This is a genomic window from Lactiplantibacillus sp. ME-2 (assembly GCF_022549155.1).
Taxonomy (GTDB): domain Bacteria; phylum Bacillota; class Bacilli; order Lactobacillales; family Lactobacillaceae; genus Lactiplantibacillus; species Lactiplantibacillus plantarum.
In genome coordinates this window covers 24,655-51,496 of the sequence record NZ_JAKZEQ010000005.1, presented here as the reverse complement: position 1 = coordinate 51,496, position 26,842 = coordinate 24,655, and the positions used below count along the sequence as shown (strand labels likewise).

18 protein-coding genes and 1 pseudogene are annotated in these 26,842 nt (G+C 45.3%); 6 read left to right on the top strand and 13 right to left on the bottom strand.

The window, feature by feature from the left end:
- The first annotated feature begins 11 nt into the window (after positions 1–11).
- Complete coding sequence (locus tag MMY95_RS02875; protein ID WP_053267190.1) at positions 12–1,406, top strand: MFS transporter; 1,395 nt, start codon at positions 12–14, stop codon at positions 1,404–1,406.
- A gap of 468 nt (positions 1,407–1,874) precedes the next feature.
- On the opposite strand, the gene MMY95_RS02870 is transcribed toward MMY95_RS02875, so the two are convergent.
- Complete coding sequence (locus MMY95_RS02870) at positions 1,875–2,378, bottom strand: hypothetical protein (protein ID WP_003644851.1); 504 nt, start codon at positions 2,376–2,378, stop codon at positions 1,875–1,877.
- 806 nt (positions 2,379–3,184) lie between these two features.
- Between MMY95_RS02870 and MMY95_RS02865 the strand changes: the two genes are divergently transcribed.
- The gene (locus tag MMY95_RS02865) at positions 3,185–3,736 is read left to right on the top strand and encodes a hypothetical protein (RefSeq protein ID WP_053267189.1); all 552 of its coding nucleotides are present in this window, start codon (positions 3,185–3,187) and stop codon (positions 3,734–3,736) included.
- Between the two features lie 151 nt (positions 3,737–3,887).
- Here the strand turns inward: MMY95_RS02865 and MMY95_RS02860 are convergent, their stop codons facing one another.
- The 11 genes from MMY95_RS02860 to MMY95_RS02810 all read right to left on the bottom strand — a co-directional run bounded on the left by MMY95_RS02860 (position 3,888) and on the right by MMY95_RS02810 (position 18,777).
- Entirely contained in the window at positions 3,888–7,595 is a 3,708-nt protein-coding gene (locus MMY95_RS02860; RefSeq protein WP_104795928.1) for a YhgE/Pip domain-containing protein, read from the bottom strand.
- A gap of 24 nt (positions 7,596–7,619) precedes the next feature.
- On the bottom strand, positions 7,620–8,174 hold the full coding sequence (locus tag MMY95_RS02855; RefSeq protein ID WP_003644854.1) for a TetR/AcrR family transcriptional regulator: 555 nt from the start codon (positions 8,172–8,174) through the stop codon (positions 7,620–7,622).
- A gap of 97 nt (positions 8,175–8,271) precedes the next feature.
- Positions 8,272–8,601 (bottom strand): metalloregulator ArsR/SmtB family transcription factor, encoded by a 330-nt coding sequence (locus MMY95_RS02850; protein WP_241277489.1) that lies wholly within the window; start codon positions 8,599–8,601, stop codon positions 8,272–8,274.
- A gap of 497 nt (positions 8,602–9,098) precedes the next feature.
- On the bottom strand, positions 9,099–10,043 hold the full coding sequence (locus MMY95_RS02845; protein WP_053267187.1) for a DNA/RNA non-specific endonuclease: 945 nt from the start codon (positions 10,041–10,043) through the stop codon (positions 9,099–9,101).
- Positions 10,044–10,119: 76 nt separating this feature from the next.
- A complete protein-coding gene (locus tag MMY95_RS02840; RefSeq protein ID WP_053267186.1) occupies positions 10,120–10,665 on the bottom strand; it encodes a GNAT family protein in 546 nt (181 codons plus the stop codon).
- A 262-nt stretch (positions 10,666–10,927) separates the two neighbouring features.
- Positions 10,928–11,455: a GNAT family N-acetyltransferase gene (locus tag MMY95_RS02835; RefSeq protein ID WP_003642184.1), complete on the bottom strand. Its 528-nt coding sequence runs from the start codon at positions 11,453–11,455 to the stop codon at positions 10,928–10,930.
- A gap of 117 nt (positions 11,456–11,572) precedes the next feature.
- Positions 11,573–12,361, bottom strand: a complete 789-nt coding sequence (locus tag MMY95_RS02830; RefSeq protein ID WP_053267185.1) for a phosphotransferase — start codon at positions 12,359–12,361, stop codon at positions 11,573–11,575.
- Between the two features lie 467 nt (positions 12,362–12,828).
- Positions 12,829–14,034, bottom strand: a complete 1,206-nt coding sequence (locus MMY95_RS02825; RefSeq protein WP_087509018.1) for a CPBP family intramembrane glutamic endopeptidase — start codon at positions 14,032–14,034, stop codon at positions 12,829–12,831.
- Positions 14,035–14,127: 93 nt separating this feature from the next.
- Entirely contained in the window at positions 14,128–15,750 is a 1,623-nt protein-coding gene (locus tag MMY95_RS02820; protein WP_003644778.1) for an ATP-binding cassette domain-containing protein, read from the bottom strand.
- A 313-nt stretch (positions 15,751–16,063) separates the two neighbouring features.
- On the bottom strand, positions 16,064–16,858 hold the full coding sequence (locus tag MMY95_RS02815; RefSeq protein ID WP_202861148.1) for a Cof-type HAD-IIB family hydrolase: 795 nt from the start codon (positions 16,856–16,858) through the stop codon (positions 16,064–16,066).
- Positions 16,859–16,944: 86 nt separating this feature from the next.
- Positions 16,945–18,777: a DUF2207 domain-containing protein gene (locus MMY95_RS02810; RefSeq protein WP_047673965.1), complete on the bottom strand. Its 1,833-nt coding sequence runs from the start codon at positions 18,775–18,777 to the stop codon at positions 16,945–16,947.
- A gap of 143 nt (positions 18,778–18,920) precedes the next feature.
- On the opposite strand from MMY95_RS02810, the gene MMY95_RS02805 reads away from it, so the two are divergent.
- Positions 18,921–21,428 (top strand): excinuclease ABC subunit UvrA, encoded by a 2,508-nt coding sequence (locus tag MMY95_RS02805; protein WP_202861149.1) that lies wholly within the window; start codon positions 18,921–18,923, stop codon positions 21,426–21,428.
- 307 nt (positions 21,429–21,735) lie between these two features.
- On the opposite strand, the gene MMY95_RS02800 is transcribed toward MMY95_RS02805, so the two are convergent.
- Positions 21,736–22,950 carry an MFS transporter gene (locus MMY95_RS02800; RefSeq protein ID WP_088467698.1) on the bottom strand — a complete coding sequence of 405 codons (1,215 nt, stop codon included), beginning with the start codon at positions 22,948–22,950 and terminating at the stop codon, positions 21,736–21,738.
- Positions 22,951–23,049: 99 nt separating this feature from the next.
- Here MMY95_RS02800 and MMY95_RS02795 point away from each other — a divergent pair, with 99 nt between their 5' ends.
- From MMY95_RS02795 to MMY95_RS02785, 3 genes and pseudogenes are all read left to right on the top strand, one after another.
- Complete coding sequence (locus tag MMY95_RS02795; RefSeq protein WP_053267036.1) at positions 23,050–23,961, top strand: helix-turn-helix transcriptional regulator; 912 nt, start codon at positions 23,050–23,052, stop codon at positions 23,959–23,961.
- 432 nt (positions 23,962–24,393) lie between these two features.
- Positions 24,394–25,290: pseudogene (locus MMY95_RS02790) on the top strand (proline iminopeptidase-family hydrolase).
- 145 nt (positions 25,291–25,435) lie between these two features.
- On the top strand, positions 25,436–26,803 hold the full coding sequence (locus MMY95_RS02785; RefSeq protein ID WP_202861150.1) for an APC family permease: 1,368 nt from the start codon (positions 25,436–25,438) through the stop codon (positions 26,801–26,803).
- Positions 26,804–26,842: the final 39 nt, after the last annotated feature.

Below are 26,842 nucleotides of genomic sequence, written 5' to 3'. Positions count from 1 at the left end.
GAGTGTTGATTGTGTCCCAACCAAGTACCGTCACTTTAAAAACCAAACTGGCAATCTTATCCGTTGGTTTACTCTCATTTGTCGGGATTCTCGTGGAAACATCGATGAATGTGACGTTCCCCACGCTGATTAAAACAATGGGGGTTTCACTAGATACCGTCCAGTGGCTGACGACCGGTTACCTATTACTGACAACCATTGTCATGAGTACCACGGCCTATGTTCTAAAGCGGTTTAACCCCAAGCCCTTATTCTTATTTGCCGCCCTCGTGTGTCTGCTTGGGGGCATTCTTTGTTGGTTAGCGCCGAATTTCTCCGTATTATTAACTGGCCGCCTTTTACAGGCCGTAGCCACTGGGATTTCGATTCCACTGATGTTCCAGTTGATTTTCACTTACGTCCCTCGCAATCAACTAGGAACTTATACCGGTTTAGCTAGTGTCATCGTGTCTCTAGCCCCGGCTCTCGGACCAACTTATGGCGGGATTTTAACTAGCGTCTGGTCATGGCGGGCAATTTTCGTTGGTATCGTACCGTTATTGGCATTACTGGCAATCTTAGGGGCGTTCAACATTTCGGGGAAGGCCTTAGGTGTTGGCAATAAAAAATTCGACTATCTGGGCGCAATCCTTTTAGCCATCACCTTCACTAGTCTGTTGTTCACGTTTAACAACGCGGGAACTCACGGCTGGCTGTCGCCGAACTTCGGCCTCTGGTGTCTGTGGAGCATCGTGATGATTGGTGCAATGGTGACGTACGCCATCAAGGGGCGTCGCCAACTGATTGATTATTCAATTCTCAAATTGCCAATCTTGCGACTTCGGCTATTTAATTACTTTGGTTTACAATTCATTAATATCGGGTTATCGTTCGTCCTGCCACTTTTCGCCCAAACCGTCCTTGGGGCTTCGGCCATGACGGCGGGGCTCATGATGCTTCCCGGCGCAATCGTCGGCGCCATCACTGGGCCAATCGCCGGTCGAATTTACGATAAACAAGGCCCAACGACCTTATTAACATTTAGTGCCATCATGGCGAGCGCCGCCTTACTATTATTCTGGCTGACAACCGATTATTTCACAGTCATCATCATGGCTGTCATTTACGCGCTACTACGCGTCGGCTTTAATACTGGTTTTGGGACTGCGATTTCGGACGGTAGCACCCGCGTCCCTCTGCCTCAAAAATCCGATCAAAACTCGATGTTCAGTATGATGCAACAATACGCCGGTTCAATCGGGACCAGTATTATGTCCGCTGTAATTGCCGGCTATGAAATTCATCATTCCACCGTAACTGGAACGATTATGGGGAGCAAGTTGGATTTCTTGCTATTATTCGTGTTGGCGATCGCCATTTTGGTTAGTGTTTTGCATGTTAAACGACTTGAAGCAGGGCAAAACTAGGATTGACTGGTAGCAACGTTAGTCTTGCAAGTGGATTGATTGCTGCATTTTTGGAGATTAATTCTTTAATACTTTGAAACTATACCAAAAAGGCCCGGGTTAGCGTACCCGAGCCTTTCTTGTACCATATAAAAAACCATTTACCAACTAACGCCTAACTTCACTAATACCAACCGCACAACATTTTCGTTTTGGCAGTTACCTTTTTAACACCTGAACAACTCCGAATGCAGCAATCGACTATTATTTTCTAGATAGGTTATTCTAGTCATTCAGCAAATCGTCAAACTTAGGCTTAGCCACTGGCAAGACATTAGCACCGATTTTAATACTTTCAGATAACAACCGGAAAAAGTCAGCTGTCATAATTGTTTCATGACAAAGTAACTAGCACAACGCGTATTGGATAAATACATAAAGCTGACTGCATAGTCGGCTTTATACCGTTGCGGGCAAATTATTACGGTTTTAGTGAACTTGCATAAAATAGTTTGGACCAGGTACTGGATTGTCAGCCTCAAAGTAAAGAAGACCATGGAAGGCGGCGTGGTAAGGACCGCCACTTGGAGTTGCTGTAAAATACTGTGCCACAGTGCTTAGATCAGGACGATCAGTAATGTACCCTGTAAAAGCACCCTTTTTTTCTGAAAAGCTAACGTTCTTAGCGTTTCCAGTTACACCACCCATATATCTGCCATAGCGTATTCTTGAACCAGAAAATTTATTTACTTGGCAAGATTGCCCTTTACCCAATCGCTTGACGGCTGTTGGTTGTTTCGGGCCCCGGTCTTCGATAACTGGTTCTTGAGATGATGCATCAAATAGCGGAACCTGATTGCCATCTTTGTCATAAATCACGTTTTGTTCAGTTGTAACGCTTTGCTCTGTAAAAGTACTCGAGTTGGCATTTACAACATGGAAAAAAATTGACACAATCAGCCCTACAGCCGATAACGATAGTGCACGTAACACAGTTAAACTACCCCTTTTCATAATACGTTCCCCAATTTTTACCGGTATTATACTTTGTCCTTATATGATAGCATAGGATAATCATATGTCATCTATTTTTTCAGATATTTAGCTTTAAAATATTGATGAATTTTATCCATCGACACCATTTTTATGTATGATAAAAGGACATATTGCGCCATGCTGCAACCAAGCTGATCACAACCAATTGAAAGCATGTGTCCAATATGTCCCAAGATAATTCTACTAAATTACTGATATAATTATTCAAGAACGATTACATATCGCTCAGATCAATATTTCTAGCATTGGTGAATGAATCACCATAACGTCAAAGTGTATTGAAAGTGGATTGATTGCTGCATTTTTGGAGATTAATTATTTAAATGCTTTAAATCTACATCGAAAAGGCTCAGGTTTTCTTTGACCTGGGCCTTTTTGCGTACTCTAGCGTCAGTAAACACACTATTAAGCAGATTACTATCTCAATGCTTTCTAAAATAGAGTTTCCATATTATGATGCTATAATTGAAAACTAGTGACATTACAAAATAAATAATGGAAATACCCAAAACATTAGCACAGTATTCTGTAAACCAATATTTGTATTGTGTGAGAAGATCATATCCACCATGTAAAACAAAAAAATAAATAACTGATATTCCAAAAACAATCATGCTTTGTTTGAAACTTGATTTAAAAACAGCCATCATATCCTACTCCCATCTATTGAAACCGGTTTCGTTTTGTCTTATTATACATACGCAATTCAAAAATGTACACTACCGGAATAAGGAGGAAGTTCAATGAATTATACCAGTCAAGCTAACATTCACAGATTTACTTTGATCATTATTTTATTGAGCAGTATCCTAATATCTACTACCATAACTTTGAAAATTTCTGCCAATACAACATCATCGTCACAACAAGCCATAGATTGTATCGCTCAAGAATTAGCAGATGTATCAAATAGCATTCAGTATGATCCCCAGACTGGATTAGCAACAAACTTAGATGTGAACGCTTTAGTATCAAAATACGGTTCCAATAACCAGAACCAATTGCAGCATATCAACGAGATAATGAAATATGAATACAAGCGAAATTTGCAATTCAACCAAGGCAAGCTAAATAGTATTCAAACTAGAAGTTTTTGGTCCTGTATGAAAAATCAATTATTGGACATGATTGGCTATCAAACTTTCCAAGCATTGTTACGCGGAGGCATTCAAGGATTAATCCAAAGAAAGGCGTGGAAGGCAGCGGCTAAATTACTAATCAGATACCTTGGAGATGGCATCGGAATCGGGTTTATCGCCGCACAATTAGCCTGGTACGCGATTAGATGTGCCTAGTTATTCATTAGTTGCGCTCACTCGTAGAAAAAAGTAATGTCTTCGAATTATGGTATCAGTAAAATTAAAATTTAACCCTTTTCGAGAAAAAAACCGCGCCCCCAAGACGCGGTTTTTCGTCTTGGAAGCGCGATAATATGATTACCAGTAATTACTTACCAGCTTTCATCTGAATTTCAGCCTCGGCTGGAACTTGCATATCGTGTTGCTTGAGAAAGACCATGGAAGCCCACAGTAAGCCCAGCGACACAATCGTAATTCCTGCTAAGACAACGATTGATGACCAGAAGATACCACTACCCCAACCACCAGTTAAGGCTTGCCGGAACGCTTGAATCGAGTACGTTAATGGCAAGTATGGGTGAATAACGTTGAAGAACTTGTTGGTAATTTCCATCGGGAAGGTCCCACCAGAACCACCAAGTTGTAGCATCAAGATAACCATTGCGACGAACCGTCCTGGGTTATCGAATAGCATCGATAAGAACATGACTAGGAACATTGACGCTAAGGCAATCATGATTGCCGTCAAGTAGTATTCAGGTACACTGATTGGTTTCAAACCAGCAACTAATAACACTGTCGCTTCGATGACCGCCATCGCAAGTGCTACGGGACCACCAACGGCAACTTTACTCCAGAACCATTGTGTTGGCGTGCCGTCGTCATCCGCAATCCGTCGAATTGGATAAGCGAAGTTGAAGACGATTGCCCCAACATACAAGGCCAGTGACAAGACGTAAGGTGCTAACGCATGACCATAGTTTGGCACGTGCGTGTAGTCTTTATAGGACGTCTTAGTTGGCGCCGCCATCATTTTCGCATTCGCGTTCTTTAATGGTGTCGCGTTAACTTGATCAGCACCTTCTTGTAAGGAAGTCGCGAGTGTCTTGTTACCGTTCTTGATCTGCTTTGTCCCGGATAGGAGTTTGGCAGAGTTGTTGTCAAGCTGGGTGGCCCCGTCATTTAATTGACTGACACCACTCGTTAATTGACCGGTACTACCTTGTAAGGTTTGTAAACCACTGTTTAGTTGACCGGCACCGGTGTCAAGTTGTTGGACACCACTTACTAGGACTGGTACTTGACCGTTTAACGTTACTAAACCATTTGTGACCTTACTTGAACCGGCAAAGAGTTGTTGAACTGCACTAACCAGAACTGGCACTTGACCATTAAGGGTAACTAAACCAGTTGTTACCTTGCCAGAGCCAACTTGCAACTGTTGGACACCACTAACTAACTCAGGGAGTTGACCATTCATAGTTACCAACCCAGTCGTAATTTTGTTAGAACCAACTAGTAATTGACTAACTCCCCCTTGTGCTGTGTTAATACCATTAGTGAGGGTTTGAGAACCAGTACTCAATTTATTTATACCGGTGATCATTGCGGGAACACTGCCGTTGACTGTCTTCAATCCACCCGTGACCGTTTGGGAACCACTAAACAACTGCTCGACACCTGAAACCAATGTTGGAATTCCACCATTCAGTTGCGCAGCACCAGTCGCCAGTTGTGTGGTACCTTGGTTCAGATCATTTGAATTAGCATCCAATTGCTGACTACCATTACTCAATTGGCCTATTGCGCCCGTAATTTCGGGAACCGCGCCATTAAGTGTGGTGAGTCCAGTACTCAAATTATTAGCACCTTTATTCAGCTGAGCTGACTGTGAAGCCAATTTACTTGTACCTGTTGATAACGACTCAATTCCACTAACTAATCCTGGGACTTGCATATTTAATTTTGTCAATCCATTACTTAAACCATCAGTCCCACTTTGCAGCGCCTTCAACCCAGTGGTTAATTCTGCTGAACCACTGGCAAGCTGACTAATTCCTGAAGTCGTGGAACTAATATCTGAAATAATGGTATTCATCCCAGCTTCAATCTTTCCGTACTCAGTTACCAAGTCAGTATTAGAATTACTTGTTGCCGAGGTGTTCTCCGCAACTAATGACTCTACCTTTGATAGACTACTCTGCAAATTTTGAACTTGTTGCGCATTAGTAGTCGTCGTCGTGCTTTGTCCAACATCTTTTAGACTTTCCTTAATTGCCGCAACCTGAGTATCAGTTAAATTCTGTGAAGATTTTAAGCCATCGATTTTACTATTGATTTGTGACGTAATATCAGCTTGCGTTGGCGACTGGGAAGTATTTAAAGCATCTACGTTACTTGATAAGGATTTTAACGCGGTATTTAAAGCATCGTTATTATTACTACTCTTCGTGTTAGCAGCAATTTCTTTTTGACTAGCTGCCAATGCCTGTTCAAATTGTGCCATTTCAGTCTTCAAAGTTTCGATTTTTGTCTTAGTCGCTGAATCATTTACTGCGGCTGACAATTGATCCAGGCCATCAGAAATTTTCGCACTATTTGTTTGTAAATCGCTAACACCGGCATTGACTGTTTGCGCACCGGTTGTTAAATCGTTGACAGAACTACTCAAATTAGTAGTATTTGATTTCAATAGGCTGGCACCATCATTGGCGGTACCAACACCCGCTGTATAATCTGCAACTCCGCTAGCCAATTCTGTTGAGCCATCAGAAAGCTGCGAAACACTACTAGACAATTTTCCAGTTTGACCATCTAATTTAGTTAAACCAGTCGTCAGCTGATAAACACCATCAGTATATGTGGCAACTCCGACTTTGACCTTTTGGGACCCATCTGCTAACTGTCCCGTTGCATTACTGATTGTCCCGGTTTTGTCATTCAAATTCTTTAGTCCAGTCGTGACCTTGCCTGAACCATCTGTCAACAAATTAACAGCACCAGCTAATGTCCCGGCTTTATTGCCTAATGTTAACAATCCTTCGGTAATCGACTGCGATCCAATCTGCATTGTCGGTAATTTTGAGTCAAGTTGTTGTAGACCATTAGAAACTTGAGCTGAGCCGTTTGTCAATTGACTGACACCACTCACCATTGGGACGACTTTTCCTTGCAACGTAGTCAGCCCAGTTGTGACTTGACTGGAACCATCTTTCAACTGACTGACGCCACTAGCCAACGCACCAGTCTTACCATTCAACGTTCCAAGCCCACTAGTAACCTGCCCGGAACCATCTGATAACTGACTAACACCACTGGCTAACGCCCCGGTCTTACTATTCAACGTATCCAGACCGGTCTTCAACGCACTACCACCATCAGCAAGCTTAGCAATCCCAGCAGGTAATTGCTGCACTTTCGTATTCAGCTCAGTCGTCCCGTTCTTCAACGTATGAACACCCGTCGTATACGTCGTCAAGCCATCCTGCAGTTCAACACCACCATCTTTAAGCTTGGTGGCCCCATCGGCGGCTTTTTGATAGCCCTTACCGGCAGTCCGAATCTGCTTGAAGATTGCTAATGCGTAGGCCTTAGTGACTTGCGCCCGAATACTCTTATTAACTCGTGAAACACCAGTATCGGTAATGACTTTAGCAATATAATTCAACGATTCGTTGGTCTCATAATGCAAGTTCATCTTTTTCGGATTGGTATCCGTCATCGTTGTAGCATTTTTTGAGAAATTGCTAGGAATCGTGACGACCGTGTAATATTTCCGGTCTTTCAATCCCTGCTTGGCTTTTTTAGCCGACACAAAGTGCCAATCTAAATCGTTATTTTTCTTTAAATTCGTCACGACTTGCTTACCAACTGCAAACTTTTCGCCTTGATAGTTCACTGACTTATCTTCATTAACGACAGCCACTGGTAAGTTTTGCGTATCCCCGTATGGATCCCACACCGACTTCAAGAAGAAGATGCTGTATAAAAACGGGATCAAAATCATGACTGAAACTGAAATCCATAGTATTTTGCTATGACGAATTGACCGCCATTCGTCGCGTATCATTTTCACAACCTGAAACCTTCCTTCAAATAATTAAACTGTGTGTTGCTCAAGTGAAAACACCGTCGCAAGCGTCCCCTGAATCATCGCCTGCGTGCTGGTCGCCTGACCATCACGATGACCGTTATTGAGCCACTGGACAATACTTGTGACGACCCCACTGACTAAGTACGCCGTCAAATCGGGATGCTGCGACTGGCGAATCATCGCAAAAACCCGATCATCCGCACCCGTCTCGGCGACCGTGACAAAACAGTCATTGATCACTTGTTGAGAACGGGTATTGTCACCCTCATTGTTCGTCACTAATAAATGTCGTAAAACTTGCGTGTGCGCCCCGATAAACGTCGACATAATTGCCGAACCAACCGTATCAGTTCGCTCAGCAGCCAATAGTTCATCTAACGTGTGCATCACCATCTGCCTGAGCAAATCAAATTTATCCGTATAATAACGATAAAAACTACTGCGATGTATAAATGCTTGCTTACAGATCTGCTCAACCGTAATTTGTGAGATTGAACGTTGCTCCAACAATTGGTACATCGCCCGCTGTAAATCCAGCTCCGTACGAATTGAAATTACCATCACCCCGTTTTTAAATTCTTATATTCGAATAGAAGAATATAGTTGCCATAAAAACACCGCTGCATCCCCGTGCAACGATTGCTGGTGTTCATGCAGTTTAGTGCAAGTACGGTTTCAATTCCAAGTCCTCCTTAAGCGTGTGAATCAAATGCTCAACTTGCGTTAGTGGCGCGTCAAACGTCACCCGATAATAGTTACGGGTCCCCTGATGTTCAACTGCGACAAAGTGTCGTTCCTTTAACGTCTTCAATTGATGCGAAACGGCCGGTTGCGAAATATGCATCCGTTCAGTTAATTCACCAACAGTCATGCCCTGCGCGTGTTGCGAAAGTTCAATCATGATTTGTTGACGCCGTTCATCGGCTAAGACTTCAAAGATCGGAATTGTTTCTCGAAATTCTTGCAGTGCTTCTTCCCTACTGACCATGCGATTAGCCTCCTATATTCTTATATTCTAATGTTCGAATGTATCAATGATAAAGCTTTTTGAATCCGTTTGCAACACCTAAATCCACTTTGTCGATAAACGCGACAAATTATTATTTTTGTCGCATTTGACGAAAAAAAAAGACGCCTGACCACGCAGTCAGACGTCTCCAAGGGTAATTAGTACTAGCAATCAAAACGATTGATAGCAACGTCCGGTTGGGAACCGGAGCCGTTGTATGGAAAATCATAGGTGTTTGGGAAGGCCCCATGATCTAAGACATCGCGTTACTTGTTAATAATGACAGAAACATCAGCAAATTAACGGCGGTTAAGTAACTCGAATAACTACAGTATAATCGCTCAGTGAAACTTTGCTAGTCCTACTTTGAACCTTTTGTCGTAAAACAGGACATTTAGATTAAATTGTTGTATGAAAAAACGACGTTTAACAGCCGACCGTGCCCATTATGCTGACCTAGATGACTGTCTTGCCGCTTAATTCAACGCCTTCTTCACATATTTGTAACCATACTTAACCAACTCGCGCTCGACTTGCTTACTAGTGGTCGTCGATTGAGACGAGCGACTCGTACTCGTATTCTGACTACTGCTGACTTTATCAGCCCCAGCAACCTGCATCGTCGAATCCGCTTTCCCGCGACCAGTAGCATAGTCGAAGCTAACGCCAGGTTCAACGTTCCAAATATAGACATTGAAATTGACACTGCCATCGGTTGAAACTGCTTGCGACCAGTAACCACGAGGCATCAATTCGTTGCCACGGAAAACCGTCGTCACACGATAAATGACTTTTTTACCTTGTTCTAACGCCGTGCGCACCTGATTTTCATAAATCTGCATCGTTTTTTGATTCGAGTAGGCCGTCTGAGTTGCCAAGTTTTTCGGGTTATCTAAGCTACCATCTTCACCAGCGCGATACTGCCCATTAGACGTCAAGTTAAAGGATAACGTGTAAGCAATCAAGTGCCCGCGATTTTGCGGATAGACCCGCTTACCATTAACGGTAATCGGTTGATTATGCCAGCCAGTTGGGCTCCACGTTTGCGCCGTCCGTCCTTCAGACCGTCCTAAATTGGCCTTGCTCAAGTAAGCCGTGTCCGTGGTTGTCCGATTCAATGAATCTAAATTACCGTAATCAATCTTAGAATTTTTCCACTGACTCGCTGCCAGCGTACTCTTACCGCTATTAACTTTGATGGCCGCAGCACTGCCCGATTGATAAGTCATTTTTGCCAGTTGTTTGTAAGTTTGTTGCGTATTACCAGTCGTACTGGTCGTTTGATTACGACTGGATTCAGACTGCTGACTAGTCGTCGAACTCGTCGTATCCGTACCAGACGTTAACAAGCTACAACCACCCAACAGTAAGCTCAAACTCAAGAGACCCGCTATGCCAACGCGTCGCATTAATTTCACCATGATTCTCTTCCACCCCGTCTTTTTTAAGTACGGTTCTATCATACCGTACTTTCACAAGGGGAACAAACGTTTTCTTTTAATCTTTTTGTACTTGCCAGTCATTCCTTAGAATCCCATACTTGACCGAGTCATAATACTGCCCTTGCCAATAACGAACTTGTGGAATCCGGGCCTCCTGCTTTAATCCCACGGCTTCCGCTAACCGCATCATCCGCGTATTCCCCGACCACGTTGTCAATCCAATGTGCGGCAAAGTCGTCTCCTCTTGGAATAAGTAGGTCAACCATTTAGTCAACGCGGTGCGCCCAATATGCTCACCCCAATGCTCCTGATTATAGATAATGATGCCTACCTCTAACCAGCGTTTGAGGGAACCATCCACAAAGTGCCAATTAACACTGCCGACAATCACACCATCCCGTGTGATGACCCAGTTACGCGGTCGAATCAACCAATCACGGGGGCCAATAATTGTCTCAAAGTCTGTTTGAATCGGTAGTTGGTCATGAAAATACGGTCCATTCCAGCGCATCCACTCCGCATTTGGATCACTAAAACCTAGTTGCCATAGCGTCGTTAATTCTGCGCGCTGAAGCGGTCGAATTGTAATTGTTGCCGTCATTTGATCACGCCCTCTCAATTCATAGGTCTACTATATCGAAAAACCACCCTAACAACAATCACATTCGTGGACATATAAACTTACATTAAACGGCCCCTTTTCCAGCGAACCGAAGCTGGCCGTCCTTGACTTTAGCTCACTTAGGGACAACGACAGCTAAAAAAACCACCATTCTGGCTGAAAGAATGGTGGTCATAAGTCTTAAGCGTGTGTTGCAAGCTGTCGCAGCAATTTTAGTATAGCTGCTGAAACGCGTTTCAGGTCAAGCACTAAGTTGGCGCCAGGTTGCTTTGGTCAGTAAGTACCGCATGACGTGGATCACTTCACCTTTATCACTGGTAAACGTGTGCAGTTCTCCAGCCGCTTGCATGCCCATCTTAGCCATCACTCGGCCAGAATTAGGGTTGGCACTCGCATAGTGAGCCTCGATGGTCTCATAGTTCAGCGTTTCAAACCCATAATGCATCAAACAATTGCCGGCTTCCGCAACATAACCGTGCCCCCACGCAGCTGGGCTTAAAGCGTACGTCAATTCACCAGTCGCACCACTACCATGAAACTCATAAAACCCAATCAGTTGATGATCACGGCGACGTTCAATGCCAAAAACAGTGGTCGTGTCTGCCAAAAAGTGCGTCGTAAACAGTTGCTCGAACGCGGCCGGACTCTGAACCCGTCGGTAACGTAAATAAGCGACAACCTGCGGATCAAAAATCATGTCCGCTAACGCATCATGATCCGCCGCTGTCATTGGTCGTAATATCAACCGTTCCGTTTCAAACTGAGTCAAATTGCCATCTCCAAATTATTATTGATTCGTTAATTATAATAATCTACTGGCAAATGTAAATTATTTCGTTCCACTCTCAATGATTTGGCAAAGTCACCTGTGCCAGCATCGCAGTTCCTACCGCTTCAAATCGGGGTCAGTAATCTGATTAACGTACGTAAATATCCCAGTACTACATTGTAACAGTAACCACTGTGTCACTAATGGTGGTATTTGTAAGTCTGTCCCATAACCAGCCCAAAAAGCTTGAATCAACGTTGCAGATTGTTGAAGATCTTCAAAAAAGAATTTCAAACAGTCCTCGAGGGCGTACCCGTGACGGGCTCGTTCAAAATCAATCAGAACAAGCTGACCATGATGGTAGCGAAAGTTACGAGTACCCATGTCCCCATGCAGTGTCATGACTGGTTGCGGTGCTAGTGCGGTTATAATCATCGTCCGGTGGTCGAGAAAGTATGGTAATAAGGACACCAGCGCGTCGTAATGGGGACTAGTCTTTAACCGCTCAACCCTGGCGGCCATCCCATCGAAATCCAGAACCGGCATCAGGTCTGCGGTTGTTGGAAGTTGAATTGCGTGGTGAAATCTGGAGACTACCTGACCCATTTGGTAAACGAGCGCTGGAGTCAAAGTTGTCGGTACAGGAGTTAGTTGCCAATCTCGCAACACCAACACCCACTCGCGACTTGCTAATTGAAAACTGGCTAAGACCCGGTCTGTGAGTTGCGCTGTCACTTGCTGCTCAGTTCTAAATTTACGTTCGTGATTCGGACTGAAAACTTTAACAAAAACTACGGTGTCATAGCGGCGACTATAGCCGGTATACATCTCATTAAATGAAACATGCGCAATCGGAATCAAGTCTGCCTGTAATAACCGTGTTAACGTTTTATGCAGCGTTCTCATTTCGTCCTCCTAAATCCAATTCTCGCAAATTTTAACCACAATAAAAGGGCCGGTAACCAACCGTCCCTTTCTCTGATCGACTTGCAAACCCCAAGCTTGCCATTGTGTATGTGCCTCGTCATGGACCCAGCCCATCCCGAGAGGTATAAATGCTTGTCAAACGTTATGATTCAGCTAACTGAGCTACTTATCACTATCAATAATTGCTTATTAACAATGTCCTGACAAAGTAAATCGATCCGGCTCCCAACCTAAATCCGCTGACAAAGCGTATGTATTGCTTCATAACTTTGTCTTTAGTATAGCGAGCCAGCATTGCGTTTAGATAACACGAAGATTACAAAAATGTTACAACTGGTCTAAACCAACTAAAAGTTAGCCTGGTATTGCTTAATCGTCTCTGGCTACGGACACCCAGTTTATCTTTAACGAACAAAGTCGCCCACTATGGTCTTAACAGTCGGCCTTTATTGAACTGAAAGCCGTTGATTGACATGTGCTTGAATAACTTGTCGCCGAGAACCGGTCAGGAAATAAATCGTTATGCCAACAAAAATAATGACAGTAGCACCGATTGTTTGCCATTCGAACGCATCCGGCTTAACCATTGTCTGGCTACCTGATGCCATCATGCTCAAAATATCAATAGCAGCATGGATCACCATCGGCAGCAAGATACTACCTGAGTACAGGTACGTCGAGGCTAAAAACCAGCCTAGTGTCGCTGCAAAAATGATTTGCTCAACCGTGGCTGACAAGGGTTGGCCCGCAAAAACGTTTGTAATATGCCACATTCCAAATAGGCCACCGCTTAGCCACACTGCCCAGTCGAGTTGGCGACGCCGATGCCGAAAAGCTTGTAATAACAAGGTTAAAACGGCAAAACGATACAACCATTCCTCCGCGATTCCCGGTTCTAACCCACTCAAAAACATTTTCCAAGTCGCTAACCGTAGCTGGAAGTCCCAATGTGTGAACGTCGTCGCCCATGAACCACCCGCACTAAAGGCATTCCATAGACTAAAAGCCGTTCCCACCACGATCAGCCCAACCACTAAACTAGTTTGGGCCTGACGATTAAACCGCCACGATGGGCCCGTCAATCCCCATCCCCGCAGTAAGACCCCAACAGCAATCACAAAGCCCAGGGCGCCTAAAATACCAGTATCACTGACCATCTCGAATACTGATGGTGCTTGCAGATTCGGTAAAATCAAAAAAGTCTGCTGCGCACTGACGACACCACTAAAAATAGCCGTAATTAGGACCGCAATCCGGCCAATCACAGATTCGATCGGTTTAGTGACCACCACTGCCACCGGTACGAATGCGACCATTAAATAAGCCATCCCCACAGCAATCAATCCCTGCTCGTCTAACCATGACAGCTGACTTAACCAAGCCACGAGGTTCGCCAGTAAAATCGGCAAGAGTGTGAACTGCAGTACTGTTTGGACATAATAATTAACATGTCGCAAACGCCGCCACTGTGCTTGGTCCTCCTCGGCAGCTGGCCACCAGGCTAACAGTCCCCATATCAGCAACTGCATACCACCAACTGGGAAAAACACACCACCATCAAACGTAAATAGTTGAATAAAGGCCGCGCCAAATAACACGATGAGCTGCCCCATGTACCAGCGTCGTAATAATTGTTCGGTTTCCGGCGTCATAAAAAAATCCCCCAATCTGATATGCATTAATCATACCAGATTGGGGGACGCTCACACGTGATTTTGTTTAGATTTATCGGATTCCACGACTAACTAATAAAGATCTTGCACCCGGCCCTGTGTTGCTTCATGGGCCAAGTATTCATCATAAGTCGTATCACCACGATCAACAACGCCTTTCGCACTCACTTCGACAATGTGGTCGGCAATCGTTTGAATAAATTCATGGTCATGAGAAGTAAAGACGATGGCGCCTTTGAAATCAATCAGACTATCATTCAGTGCGGTAATGGATTCCAGGTCCAAATGGTTGGTCGGATCATCTAATAATAAGACGTTAGCCCGACTAAGCATCATCTTTGATAACATTCCCCGTACTTTTTCACCACCAGATAGCACGTTCACTGGTCGTTCAACATCGCTACCAGAGAACAACATTTTACCCAGGAAACCTCGCAAAAAAGTATTGTCACTTTCTTCTTTCGATGCAAACTGGCGTAACCAATCAATAATTGGCAATTCACTACCCGCGTATTCTTCATTAATATCTTTAGGCAAATAAGTCCGCGAAGTCGTTTGTCCCCAGGTCACCGTGCCACTATCTGGTGCCATCGACCCAGCAATAATTTGCATCAGCGTTGTCGTTGCCAAATCGTTGCGGCTAATCAACGCCGTTTTTTCATTGGGACGGAGCGTGAAGCTAATGTTATCAAGAATCTTAACGCCTTCAATCGACTTGGAGACATTCTCGACCTTCACAAGGTCATTACCGATTTCACGGTCTGGCGTGAACTTAATGAACGGATATTTACGTGATGATGGTTTGATATCATCCAACGTAATTTTCTCCAATTGTTTCTTCCGTGAGGTGGCTTGCTTAGATTTCGAAGCATTGGCACTGAATCGCGCCACGAATTCTTGCAACTCTTTAATTTGGTCAGCTTTCTTGGCATTGGCATTCGCTTGCAACTTGGCCGCTAACTGGCTAGATTCCATCCAAAAATCATAATTCCCAACAAATAGTGTGATCTTGCCAAAGTCGACGTCACACATGTGGGTACAAACTTGATTTAGAAAATGCCGGTCATGAGAAACGACAATGACCGTCTTTTCGTAACCAGCCAAAAAGTCTTCCAACCAGCTAATTGATTGGACGTCCAACCCGTTCGTCGGTTCATCCAGTAATAGCACGTCGGGGCTTCCAAACAGCGCTTGACCTAATAAGACTTTCACCTTTTGCGGTTCAGTTAACTCGCTCATCTTCAAGTGTTGCATTGATTCATCGATACCAAGGTTTTGTAACAACTGGTCCGCTTCCGACTCTGCGTTCCAGCCATCCATTTCGGCAAATTCGCCTTCTAATTCAGCGGCCCGAATCCCATCTTCATCGCTAAAATCAGGCTTGGCATACAACGCATCTTTTTCAGTCATGATTTCGTATAACTTTTCGTGACCACGAATAACAGTTGCTAACACTTCTTCATCTTCGAAAGCAAAGTGATTTTGATTCAAGCTAGACATCCGCTCGTTAGGCCCCATCGAGACCGTCCCAGTAGTCGGTTGTAATTTACCTTCCAAGATTTTTAAGAACGTCGACTTACCAGCACCATTGGCACCAATAACGCCGTAGCAGTTTCCCGGCGTGAATTTTAAATTGACATCTTCATAAAGCTTACGTGTTGAAAACTGCATACTAACATTATTTACGGTGAGCATTCCATTACCTCTTCTTTTTTAAAGTGAAATTGTCCGATAGAAAAGAGGTCGGAATTAAACAAACCTTCCAGACCTCTGTGTCGTTAATTATATAACTTTAATTTTAGCATGCTTTCAGCTCGTTTGGCAATCAAAACCATACGTGATTTTCTGAAAGCATCTCATCATTTTCATAAACAATCCAAATTAACCCCACCCGTAAACACCAGTTTTAACCATGTCTAGTGAACAGGCTTGCGCGACCAAAGCCCCGTCTGACGATCATCACGCACACCAAGTAACCCAAGTTAGCAAAATACTGGTCTCACAAAAGTTAACTCAAAATATGTTGTTCAATATAATCCAATACACCATTGTCCACATTGGTACCTGTCACCGCTGTCGCATTGGCTTGGACATTTTCAGGCGCGTTTTGCATTGCAACCGCATGGGTCGCATAGTGAAACATCTCAAAATCATTGGTGCCGTCGCCAAAAACTAACATCTCATCCGGCAGAATACCCAACTGTTCACCAAGCTGTTTGAGGGCGCGGCCTTTGTGCATTCCCGGCTGAATCAAGTCCATACTGCCCTGACCACCTGAAGCGGGTACGGCAATGCCAGCGAGCTTAGGGGTAAGTTCATATACTAACTGGTCCGTCATTGCCGCGGGACAAATAACGTCGAACTTCACAACCGGATCAGTAACTGTGGTTAAATCCGCACATGTCTCTAATTGGTAATAGTAGTCACGCATATTAGCTACAAACTGCGGGTTCGCGTGCGCCAACACATGGACCGTTTGGGTGCCACACAATGCCACTTGTAATTCAGGATACGGTGCCAGGGCCGCTAACACTTGCTGAGTCGCTTGGGGACTGAACGTCGCAGCTTTGAGTCCCGCTTCTCGTTGCCACAGTTCCGCGCCGTTACCACCAATCAACCACATTTCAGGGTAAGCACTAAAGGTCGTGGCTAGTTCCGCCGCTTGGTGACCACTGGCAATCACAAACTGAATACCGCGCCGCTGTAGCGCCGCATAGTCGTTGGCAAACCGCTCCTGGTCATAATCACCATGATCATTTAAAAACGTCCCATCCATATCCGTTGCTATTAATTTAATCGTCATTACTAATCATCCATTTCATGTAAGCCTTTTCTACCCCTTAGCCTACCGATTATGCCCGCAAAGTACAAGTCTTTTCTGATACTTTGTTAGAAGGCACCACCACCGGAGCCACCGCCAAAGCCACCAGAACTACCGCCGGAGAAGCCGCCTGAACCACCCGACGCCGAACTAGCGCTTCCAGAGGCATCTAAGGCGCCACTAAAACTATCGTTGATTGCACCGGACAAATCGAAGTCCAGCCCACCATTCGCATAGAAGAGTGGGTAATACACGAGCATCCCCGTAGCCAATGCTTCCGTACCAAAATCAATCGCCAATTGCTTAGTCACTTGATTGGCTAGTCCAAAAGCCGCGGCGTATGGCAAGATTTGTTCCCACAAAATCAAATCACCGACTTGGGCCGTATTAAAGTGCCCAATATCCTTAAGCATGCGGCGTAGTCCATTGATTTGATTACGTAATTCCAAGCCTGCGTCAGTATTGATGGCAATCCGCCGCCTTTGAATTATCCAGCCGATCCAGAAAGCCACCGCGGCCACTACCGCTGGAATCACCATCAGGGTCACGACCTTCGGACTAACTAATAACCCAGCACCCGTGGCAATCATCCCCATAACACTCACGACAACTGCTGCCATCAGCCATTGATTACGAAGCCGATAATTAGTTTCGTCTTGATAGACCGCCACGTCTTGGTCTACTTCGGTCTGCCAGCGGCTAAACCATTTGCCCAACCGACCAGCTTTATCACGCTTCCCATATTTTTTGAGATCCGTTAGCATGAACTGCCCGTCAACCGCGATTTTATCAAAACAGTGAGCCAAAAATGAGTTAGTCACTGGTTTCAATTGCGTTAACCGCACATCCGGTTTTCGGTGACCCGCAACCGTTTCAATCGTTATTTCGTGATTAGCTGCTGCTCGCAAAATTTCAGCCGTTAAAGCATCCGTATTCGGCGACCGCTGTGCCCACAATGACTCAGCAACTGCTGGTGTTACTGGTGGCACGTCAAATGAATGATTGATGGGAATCGGCTGCTGATGTGGCTTAGCCGGATGACGAGCCAGCCACCAAAGATAGCCAATCATGACCAATAACCAACCAGCCACTGCGGCACCAAAGATAACACGACGCAGTAACTGATTACGTCGCCGTTTTTCATTAGCTTCCTGTGCCAACTTAGCTTCTTGTTTTTGGACCGTCGCTTTTCGCTTGGCAGTATTCGTCCGCGTATTCGTCGCCGTGACCGTGGTTGGAAATAGTAGGTGACTTTCAACGAATTGGTTCGCGGGATTATGTCCCAACGTCATCGTCACCCGGCCTGCCGCGCGCTCAACTTTCGTCTGACCACTCAACGGTCCGTGCGTCCAGGCTTGTAACGCGCTCACATTCTTGGCAGGTAACTGAATCACGATTTTGACATTATTCAGTGGTACATCCCAGCCACTACCAATCACTTTCCAATTCAGTTCGGCCGTGTCTGCATAGTTCGTTACGACCCCTTTAAGCCGATACCGATAGACAACCCGTAACTTATCATCTTCTTGAACTTGCCGGTAGAGCTTGACACGCATCCGGTCAGCATTTTGGGTCAACTGATACGTGCTGTTGGCCCCCGTTTCACTTGGCGCCGCCGTCACCGTGGTCCCACCATTCAGTTGCGTCGTGACCCCTTCCAACTGGGCCCCCTGAATACCTTTCAAATCTTGAACATTAAATACCCCATGATAATCGTCATCAAATTGATAAGTCATCGCTTGCGTTACATTCGCACTACCATCACGTTGAATGGCTACATTAACTTGATATTGGTCAATATCATAATCCGCAGCTGCGCGCATTGCTAAGCTAAACCACCAACAAAATCCTGCCAATAGTCCGAGCACGCTCAGCCAACTTAATCGTCGCTTCTTCGACATCTCACCATCGCCCCCTCCAATAATCGTTAGCCCTAGTTTATCATACTCCCCCGGCCGTGGGGCGCGAGATACTGCCACCGCTTTCTTAGGCAAAGCCGTCCTTTTGTTGTAGCATAGAAAGTGACACGAAAGGGGTTTTAGTCATGCCACAAACCACGTTACCGACTCACATTCAAGTGCGAGGTGCACACGTCAATAATTTAAAAAATATCGATATCGACATTCCACTCAACGAATTTGTTGCGATCACTGGTCGCAGTGGGTCCGGTAAGTCATCACTCGCAATGGGCGTCCTGTACGCTGAGGGGGCCCGCCGCTACTTGAACGCCCTGTCAACCTTTACCCGCCGCCGAATCAATCAGGTCGGCAAAGCCAGTGTTGATTCAGTACAATACTTACCATCCGCATTAGCGCTACGCCAACGCCCCCAGGTTCCCGGCGTCCGTTCAACCGTCGGCACCATGTCTGAAAGCTTAAATATCTTAAGGCTAGCCTTCTCACGACTCAGCTCAGCAGTTTGCCCCAATGGTCACCGCATGCCACCAACGCTCGATGTGGCTGAAAATGATGGTTACGTCACCTGTCCGACTTGTGGCGTCAAATTCAGAGCGCCCGGCGCCGAAGATTTCGCCTTCAATTCAGGTGGGGCCTGTCCGACTTGCGGTGGCCTAGGCCAAGTTCGCCAAATTGACCCGGCACTCATTATTGCGGATGAAAATCAAACTATCGAAGAAGGGGCCGTTGCTTCTTGGCACCTGCCTGGACGTAACTTTATGCCGATCGTTGCACGCGAAATTGGGATTCCCATCGATATTCCGTATAAAGACCTTAGTGAAGCCGATAAAACACGCGTATTGCATGGTCCTAAGCAAACCGTTGCCATCAACATTCCAAGCGCTAAAGGTAAAATCTTTCACATGGACAACGCTGTCTACGAGAACGCCTTTGCCGCCGTTGAAGATAGTATGGCGACGACCAAAAATGAACGGGCAATTACTCGGCTGAATCGCTTTTACAAGTTTGATACTTGTCCAGATTGTCACGGATCACGCTTCAATCCTCAGTTGTTTAACTACGAATTAAATGGTCAAAACATTGCGACGGTTAGTGATATGACTGTCGCCGCCTTGCATGATTTTGCGGCCACGATTGTCCCGTGGCTACCTACTAAGATGCATCATCTTGGACAATCCCTTGTTGATGAATTGCTACTCAGCCTGCAACCCATGGAAGAACTTGGACTCGACTACCTCACACTCAGTCGCCCCGGCGCGACCCTGTCAACTGGTGAATTACAACGCATTCAGCTCGGACGCACTTTGCGTAGCGCCACGACTGGCGTGTTATATATCCTTGATGAACCTTCCGTTGGACTTCATCCAGCTAACGTGGCGGGCCTAATCAAAGCTTTCCGCGGGCTAGTCGCCCAAGGAAATTCCGTTGTGGTGGTTGACCACGACACTAGTATTATCAGTGCAGCTGATGATATTATTGAGATTGGTCCGGGGGCTGGTAAGCACGGCGGTACCGTTGTCGGACAAGGCACTGTCGCAGCCATCAAGCAGGACAAAGAGTCCTTAATTGCGCCATTTCTCACCGGTACTGCCACGCTGCGTGAACGCCCCGTATTAACCGACGATGCGCTCTGGAAAAAGGGGGCCCTTGCTATTGAAGTGGCTCATCACTTTAACATCCAAGACATTACGGCGCGCATTCCCAAAAACCGTTTCACGACCGTCACGGGTATGAGCGGCGCTGGTAAAACGACTCTGGTACTAGATAGTTTGATTCCAGCACTGATTGCCACAGCTAAAAAGCGACCACTCCCAACCCACGTTAAGGCCTTTGACAATGGTCACATTCGACACGTTGTTACCGTCGACTCAGTGCCCGTTGGTAAGAATGTACGGTCAACGGTCGCCACTTATACCAACATTCTCGACCATCTACGCCAATTATTCGCCGCCACCCCAGCAGCACAAGCAAACGGTTGGACCGCTAGCCAATTTTCATATAACGTCGCTGCGGGTGCTTGCCCAACTTGTGGTGGTACGGGCCAAATCTCCTTAGATGTGCAATACCTGCCAGACATCACCGAAGTCTGCCCCCAATGCCACGGCAAGCGCTACAATAAACAGACGCTGACCGTCAAATGGCATGGCTATTCGATTGCGGATATTTTAGATCTCGCGGTTGACGAGGCCCTACCAATTTTCAAAGCGCAATCCGCCATCGCTAATACACTCCAGATTCTGCATGATATGGGACTAGGCTACTTACTATTAGGTGAAAGTACGCCGGCACTCTCGGGTGGCGAAGCTCAGCGCCTGAAGCTCACCTCCCGCATTGGCAAACGCCAAACGGGAACGCTCTTTGTCTTCGATGAGCCTTCAGTCGGTTTGCACCCGCTCGACATTCAGCAACTCGTCAAAGTCTTTGACCAACTGATTCAGCAAGGGGCAACCGTCATTGCCATCGAACACGATCTCGACGTAATCGCCAACGCTGATTACGTTATCGATATGGGACCCGCGGGCGGTATCAACGGTGGTAACATTGTCGCCACCGGTACCCCATTAGCCGTTAGTCAAAATCCAACTAGTGTAACAGGGCAATATTTGAAGACGCATTTGGCCCTATTCCACGTTTAACCAATGAACTGATGACCGACCTCATTCATCACAACGGTCTTATCGAATATTTAATCAAAAAGCGTGTCTAACCCCCAGCTAGTCAACTTGCTAGGGGTTAGACACGCTTTTGTTGTGCTGCGATGGTGCCAATGAAGCGGACGAAACTAACGTCCTTTTCCTTAATGTACCATTTCAGTTAGTCAGCCGTCCCAAGATGTCTTTTTGAGCACTGCATTTCACTAAATCCATTCGTAAGTCATCACAAAGCTGATAGCCACATCCTAACACCAAATTGAAATATCAATAACAAAAGATTAACAATTAATCACTGCCTGTGCGCCATCACTGCCCAGATCAACGCCAGCGCACTCACACCAATCATCACCGAACACGCCGCCGTCGCACCAACTAAGTTATATAATAAAACGATGCCGACGCTACCAACGGGTGCCGCCAACGTCACAATCGAACTGATGGTACCAAAGACCGTCCCTGTTAAGTGCGGGTCAATTTGTGGCATCATGATGGCGAACATCTTCGGGTCCAGTTTGCCACTCATGAAGCCCACTGCAAACATGCCCCCAAGAATCAAGATTAGTTGTGGAACGACTAGTAAAATCACATAGGTCAGCATCGGCGCTAGCATCGCTGCCAGTAACAATTGAAACAATGAGAGCCGATCAAACCAAGTATTTTTAGTAATGCCACCCAATACGCTTCCGGTAACAAAGACCACGTTGACCATTAAAATTGCGACCGAATAGCTCACGGGCATGCGGGCCGCCAAGTCAATAAACATTAAGTTCAAAATCGCATCAATGCTCATCGTTGCGACGTTTAAAATCATCAGAATACCCAGATAACTGACTGCGCCCATTCTAGTCGTCGTCAGCATCACTCGCTGAATCACGGGCCAGGCCTCAATATGTCGTGGTCGTACAGCAACTTTGGGAGTCGACTGAATCGCTGAACGTCCGGCCAACAAGCAGCTAGCGGCCCCAATAAAAGTCATCGCATTCACTATTCCAGCTAACGCATAATCATGCCACTGGGCGATAATCAAGACCCCTAGTGTTTGACCCAGTGGCTCAACAAGTGTACTTACGCTCGCATTAAGCCCCATCACTTGTTGGCGATCGTCAGGCCCAATCCGGTCTTGAATAACAATTGTCAAAATACTGCCACCATATCGACCTAGTAGATCCGAAATAAAATTAATCGCAACGACCACGTAGAAAACAACCACCGTTTGCTGAGTAATCACTTGGGCCAAGACGAGATATAACCCCGCTTGAACGACCTTAGTACCAATCAGCCAGTTAGTTTTTCGGCGCGTCTGATCAGCGAGTCGCCCCGTTAATCCCCCGAAAACGTACGGCACAACTGTCACCACCGAAACGATGGCAACAAACCAATGTGGATTTGGAAAATTCTTTGCGTACGTGAGTAAAATGATATTGAACAGACTCACCCCCAGCGTCGTAAAAAAATTTGCACTAGCAATCGTTTGGAGGGTCCGATTTTTTAATAAAGTCAGCATTAACCCATCTCCCATTAAGATAATGGACTTAGCTTACTCGTCATTACCGTGGTACAATCAGCAAGTAGGTTGCATATATGCCACATTAAGGAGTGCTAGATGACAAACATCGGAGAAACTATTCATCAGATTCGATTAAGTAAGGGCTTAACTCAACAAGAAGTGTATAGCGGTATTATCTCGCGCTCATTCGCCTCACGCTTTGAGAGTGGTGCCAACGATATTGGCGCCAGTAAACTCTTTGCAATTCTGGATAACTTAGCAATTTCAGCCGACGAGTTACGATTCATACACCAAAACTACCAGCCATCAGCATATGACCAGGCCCTTTGGACAATTCGTCACGCTTATGAAACGCTAAATTTTCCCGCCCTAGCCACTTGGATTCGCGAACATCGACACAGCCCCCACGCCTACGAACAACTCATCGCCAGTTATGCCAGCATCTTGATGCTATCCTATGACCATCGTTCAGTCGGCGTGACAACCACGACCCAGCCCGCTTTTGATCACTTGCGCCAGGCCAAGACTTGGACCCTGCAGGAACTAAAATTAGTGCCCGTTCTAATTCCAATTATTGCATCCATCGACGGCTTGGCCGCACTAACACCACTGACAACCCGTATGGCCGCCAATTGTGCCAGTTATCAAACAGCTTGGGGCGATCCCTTTCACGTCAGCAACGACTTACTCAATTTTTATGGATCACTATTTCAAACTAAATTGAACTTTCATGATTTTCAATCTGCTCAAAATCTGAAAACCAAGTTCACTGCCATCGACAGTCACCAGTTAAACTGGGATGGGCGGTTGAGCCAACAATTCTGGCTTGGCATCTGGAATCTCTACTTTGGCGACTGGCAAATTGGCAACCAATTGCTTGATGAAGTCAGCGTCTTAGAAACACATCATCACCCCCGGATTGATAATACGTTATTTGCAATTCGTAACGTTCGCACTAAGCAAGCCCAGACTTATCGCCAATCGCATCAGTCTCACAAACATCTTTAACACCGAAAGCCTGTTCTAGCCTGGCAATAAATTATGCCAGACTGGAACAGGCTTTTTCTTAATCACACATACTGATTAACTGACCCAAGGCTTGCTGAATAATACAGTCTCACTTGCGCCAGTCCCAAAGACCAACAATCTGCAAGGCCCAGAGAAACTGCCGTTTGATATAGCCCTGTCTGGTTCTTCAGGGTTACTCAACCTTGAAGGTGCTCGTTCAGTTAGCACTAAGTTACTTAGTTTACAAATCGTAAGAGTTGAGCCGTAAGTGCACACACAGACCCCATCAAAAACTGGTGACACCTGGCCACATGTATGATTTTTAGTATGTATTGATACTGGTGAGCAGACGTCTTTATTAAAATTAGATTTGAAAATAATTAGTTTTTGGCGTATCGTCTATGTCAACCAAATAATTAAGGAGGCATTTTAATGAAAAACGTGACACGAATTTTAACGCTTAGTAATGGGTATCATCTTTGGAGCCACACTAGTAACTTAGGCGGTCGCACAAAATTGCTCTGCCTTCACGGTGGCCCTGGAGATACTCATGAAGTTTTTGAACGTTTTGGTCCTGAATTAGCCGACCTCGACATTGAGGTGACGATGTATGACCAACTCGGTTCGTGATACTCCGACACCCCTAACTGGGACGACGATGCTATCCGACAACAGTATCTCACCGAAGATTATTACCTGAGCGAGGTTGATGAGGTTCGCCAACAATTAGGGTATAAACACTGCTATCTCGCAGGTCACTCCTGGGGTGGCATGCTCGCAATGACATACGCAGCAGATCATCAAGACCAACTTGACGGGCTAATCATCATTAGCATGATCGACAATATTGCCGATTACTTAAAGCGGATGCACGCAATTCGCACCGCGGAGTTTTCACCAGCTGAAAATGCCTTTATGCTCGCAATTGAAAAACGTCAACAATGGAATAACCCCCACTATCGCCAATTAATAACACACCTCTACCACCAATATATCAATCGTCGTCACCCCAGTATGATGCAACATCAACTCGATATTCAAGCCAAGCCCGTTTACAACCATTTTCAAGGCGACAACGAGTTTGTCGTTTATGGGGTACTTGATGACTGGGACTTCTCGGATACACTTGCAACAATCCAAGTACCGACACTGTTAATGTTTGCTGATCACGAAACCATGCCACTAGCAACGGCTGAACGAATGCAACAGCGCATGCCGAACGCAAAGTTAGTCGTAACACCGGACAGTGGGCATAATCATATGGTCGACAATCCAGCCGTATTCTTTACTTATCTACGAAACTATTTTTCTGATCAATTGGGCCGCTAACAAAGCACCGTTGTCAGTTGCGACAAACGACGCCTCACTAATTGTCAACGCCAGCAACCACAGTGCCACTTTATGAAAACATCTACGCTCACTCGTTTACCATCTCAATGCCCTGACTTTATGCCATACTGAGGAGAAATTGCCTATGGATTTAAAACACACCCCTAGTTCATCTAATACTAACCTTGACGAATTTGGCTATCAACAAGAATTAAAACGAACACTATCTGTTAAAGATTTGGTTATTTACGGCCTAATCTTTATGGTGCCAATCGCACCAATGGGGATTTATGGCGCTGTTATTTCGGTTTCACAAGGTATGATTGCGTTGACCTATGCCATTGGGATGCTGGCGATGTTCTTTACCGCTCTCAGCTACGGACAAATGTCACAGGCCTTTCCCGTGGCTGGATCAGTTTATGCCTATGCAAAACTTGGCATCAATAAATCAATTGGTTTTCTGTCTGGTTGGATGATTATTTTAGATTATATCTTTGTCCCCGCATTACTCTACATCATCGCTGCCAATTCATTAAAATCCCTCCTACCAACCATTCCAACTTGGCTATGGCTGGTTGGTTTTATTGCAATCAATACCCTTATTAATGTTGGAGGCATCGCCTTCACTGCTATTGCAAATCGAATTTTTCTCATTGGTGAATTAATTGTACTTGCTTTTTTCATTATCCTCGGGAGCTATGGCTTAATGCGGGGAATCGGAAATGGTTTCACACTAAAACCATTTTATGACGCGAGTCACTTTAATCTTAATTTTGTCATGACAGCCACTTCAGTAGCAGTTCTCAGCTTTTTAGGTTTCGACGGCATTAGTACCCTAGCGGAAGAAACCACTGGTGGTAATCAGGCTGTGGGAAAAGGTATCCTATGGTCGCTATTAATTGTAGGCGCATTATTCATCATTCAGACTTACTTAGCTGCTCTAATCATTCCTAACTGGCATTCTTTTAACGATCTAAATACTGCATTTTACGTCGTCGCCGGCAAGGTCGGTGGCCCATTCCTAACTGATTTAACCACTATTGTCACCATTCTCTCTTGGGGATTTGCCAATGCATTAGCTGCCCAAGCTGCAATTTCACGAATCCTATTCGGAATGGCCCGTGACCACAATTTGCCACACGTTCTTGCCCGTGTACATCCCCGATTCAAGACCCCATATATGAGTACCTTACTAGTAGCTGTTATTTCACTGCTTGTCGGGTTAACTTTTATGAATGACAGTGGGACACTCTCTGAAATCGTCAATTGTGGTGCCCTGACCGCTTTTCTAGTGATTCATATTGCCGTTATTAACCACTTTTTTATCAAGCAACATTCCCATGACTATTGGCATCATCTCATTGTACCAATTATCGGTTTTATCATTATTAGCTTCGTTATGATTAATTTAAACGTATTAGCAAAAGAAATTGGCGGAATTTGGTTACTTATTGGTATTGGCTACTATCTCATCTTGCGTGTATTACAGCGGAATACGGAAATGAATTTATAACTCATGATGGTCTGAGCTTGAGCAACGTAAAAAGAACTT

Bases quoted from the DNA above. Each gene is read 5' to 3' on its own strand.
- MMY95_RS02845 (WP_053267187.1), bottom strand. From the start codon at position 10,043: ATGGTGAAATTAATGCGACGCGTTGGCATAGCGGGTCTCTTGAGTTTG.
- MMY95_RS02800 (WP_088467698.1), bottom strand. From the start codon at position 22,950: ATGCTGACTTTATTAAAAAATCGGACCCTCCAAACGATTGCTAGTGCA.
- MMY95_RS02830 (WP_053267185.1), bottom strand. From the start codon at position 12,361: ATGAGAACGCTGCATAAAACGTTAACACGGTTATTACAGGCAGACTTG.
- MMY95_RS02865 (WP_053267189.1), top strand. From the start codon at position 3,185: ATGAATTATACCAGTCAAGCTAACATTCACAGATTTACTTTGATCATT.
- MMY95_RS02810 (WP_047673965.1), bottom strand. From the start codon at position 18,777: ATGTCGAAGAAGCGACGATTAAGTTGGCTGAGCGTGCTCGGACTATTG.
- MMY95_RS02795 (WP_053267036.1), top strand. From the start codon at position 23,050: ATGACAAACATCGGAGAAACTATTCATCAGATTCGATTAAGTAAGGGC.
- MMY95_RS02850 (WP_241277489.1), bottom strand. From the start codon at position 8,601: ATGGTCAGTAGGGAAGAAGCACTGCAAGAATTTCGAGAAACAATTCCG.
- MMY95_RS02820 (WP_003644778.1), bottom strand. From the start codon at position 15,750: ATGCTCACCGTAAATAATGTTAGTATGCAGTTTTCAACACGTAAGCTT.
- MMY95_RS02785 (WP_202861150.1), top strand. From the start codon at position 25,436: ATGGATTTAAAACACACCCCTAGTTCATCTAATACTAACCTTGACGAA.
- MMY95_RS02815 (WP_202861148.1), bottom strand. From the start codon at position 16,858: ATGACGATTAAATTAATAGCAACGGATATGGATGGGACGTTTTTAAAT.
- MMY95_RS02805 (WP_202861149.1), top strand. From the start codon at position 18,921: ATGCCACAAACCACGTTACCGACTCACATTCAAGTGCGAGGTGCACAC.
- MMY95_RS02840 (WP_053267186.1), bottom strand. From the start codon at position 10,665: ATGACGGCAACAATTACAATTCGACCGCTTCAGCGCGCAGAATTAACG.
- MMY95_RS02855 (WP_003644854.1), bottom strand. From the start codon at position 8,174: ATGGTAATTTCAATTCGTACGGAGCTGGATTTACAGCGGGCGATGTAC.
- MMY95_RS02825 (WP_087509018.1), bottom strand. From the start codon at position 14,034: ATGACGCCGGAAACCGAACAATTATTACGACGCTGGTACATGGGGCAG.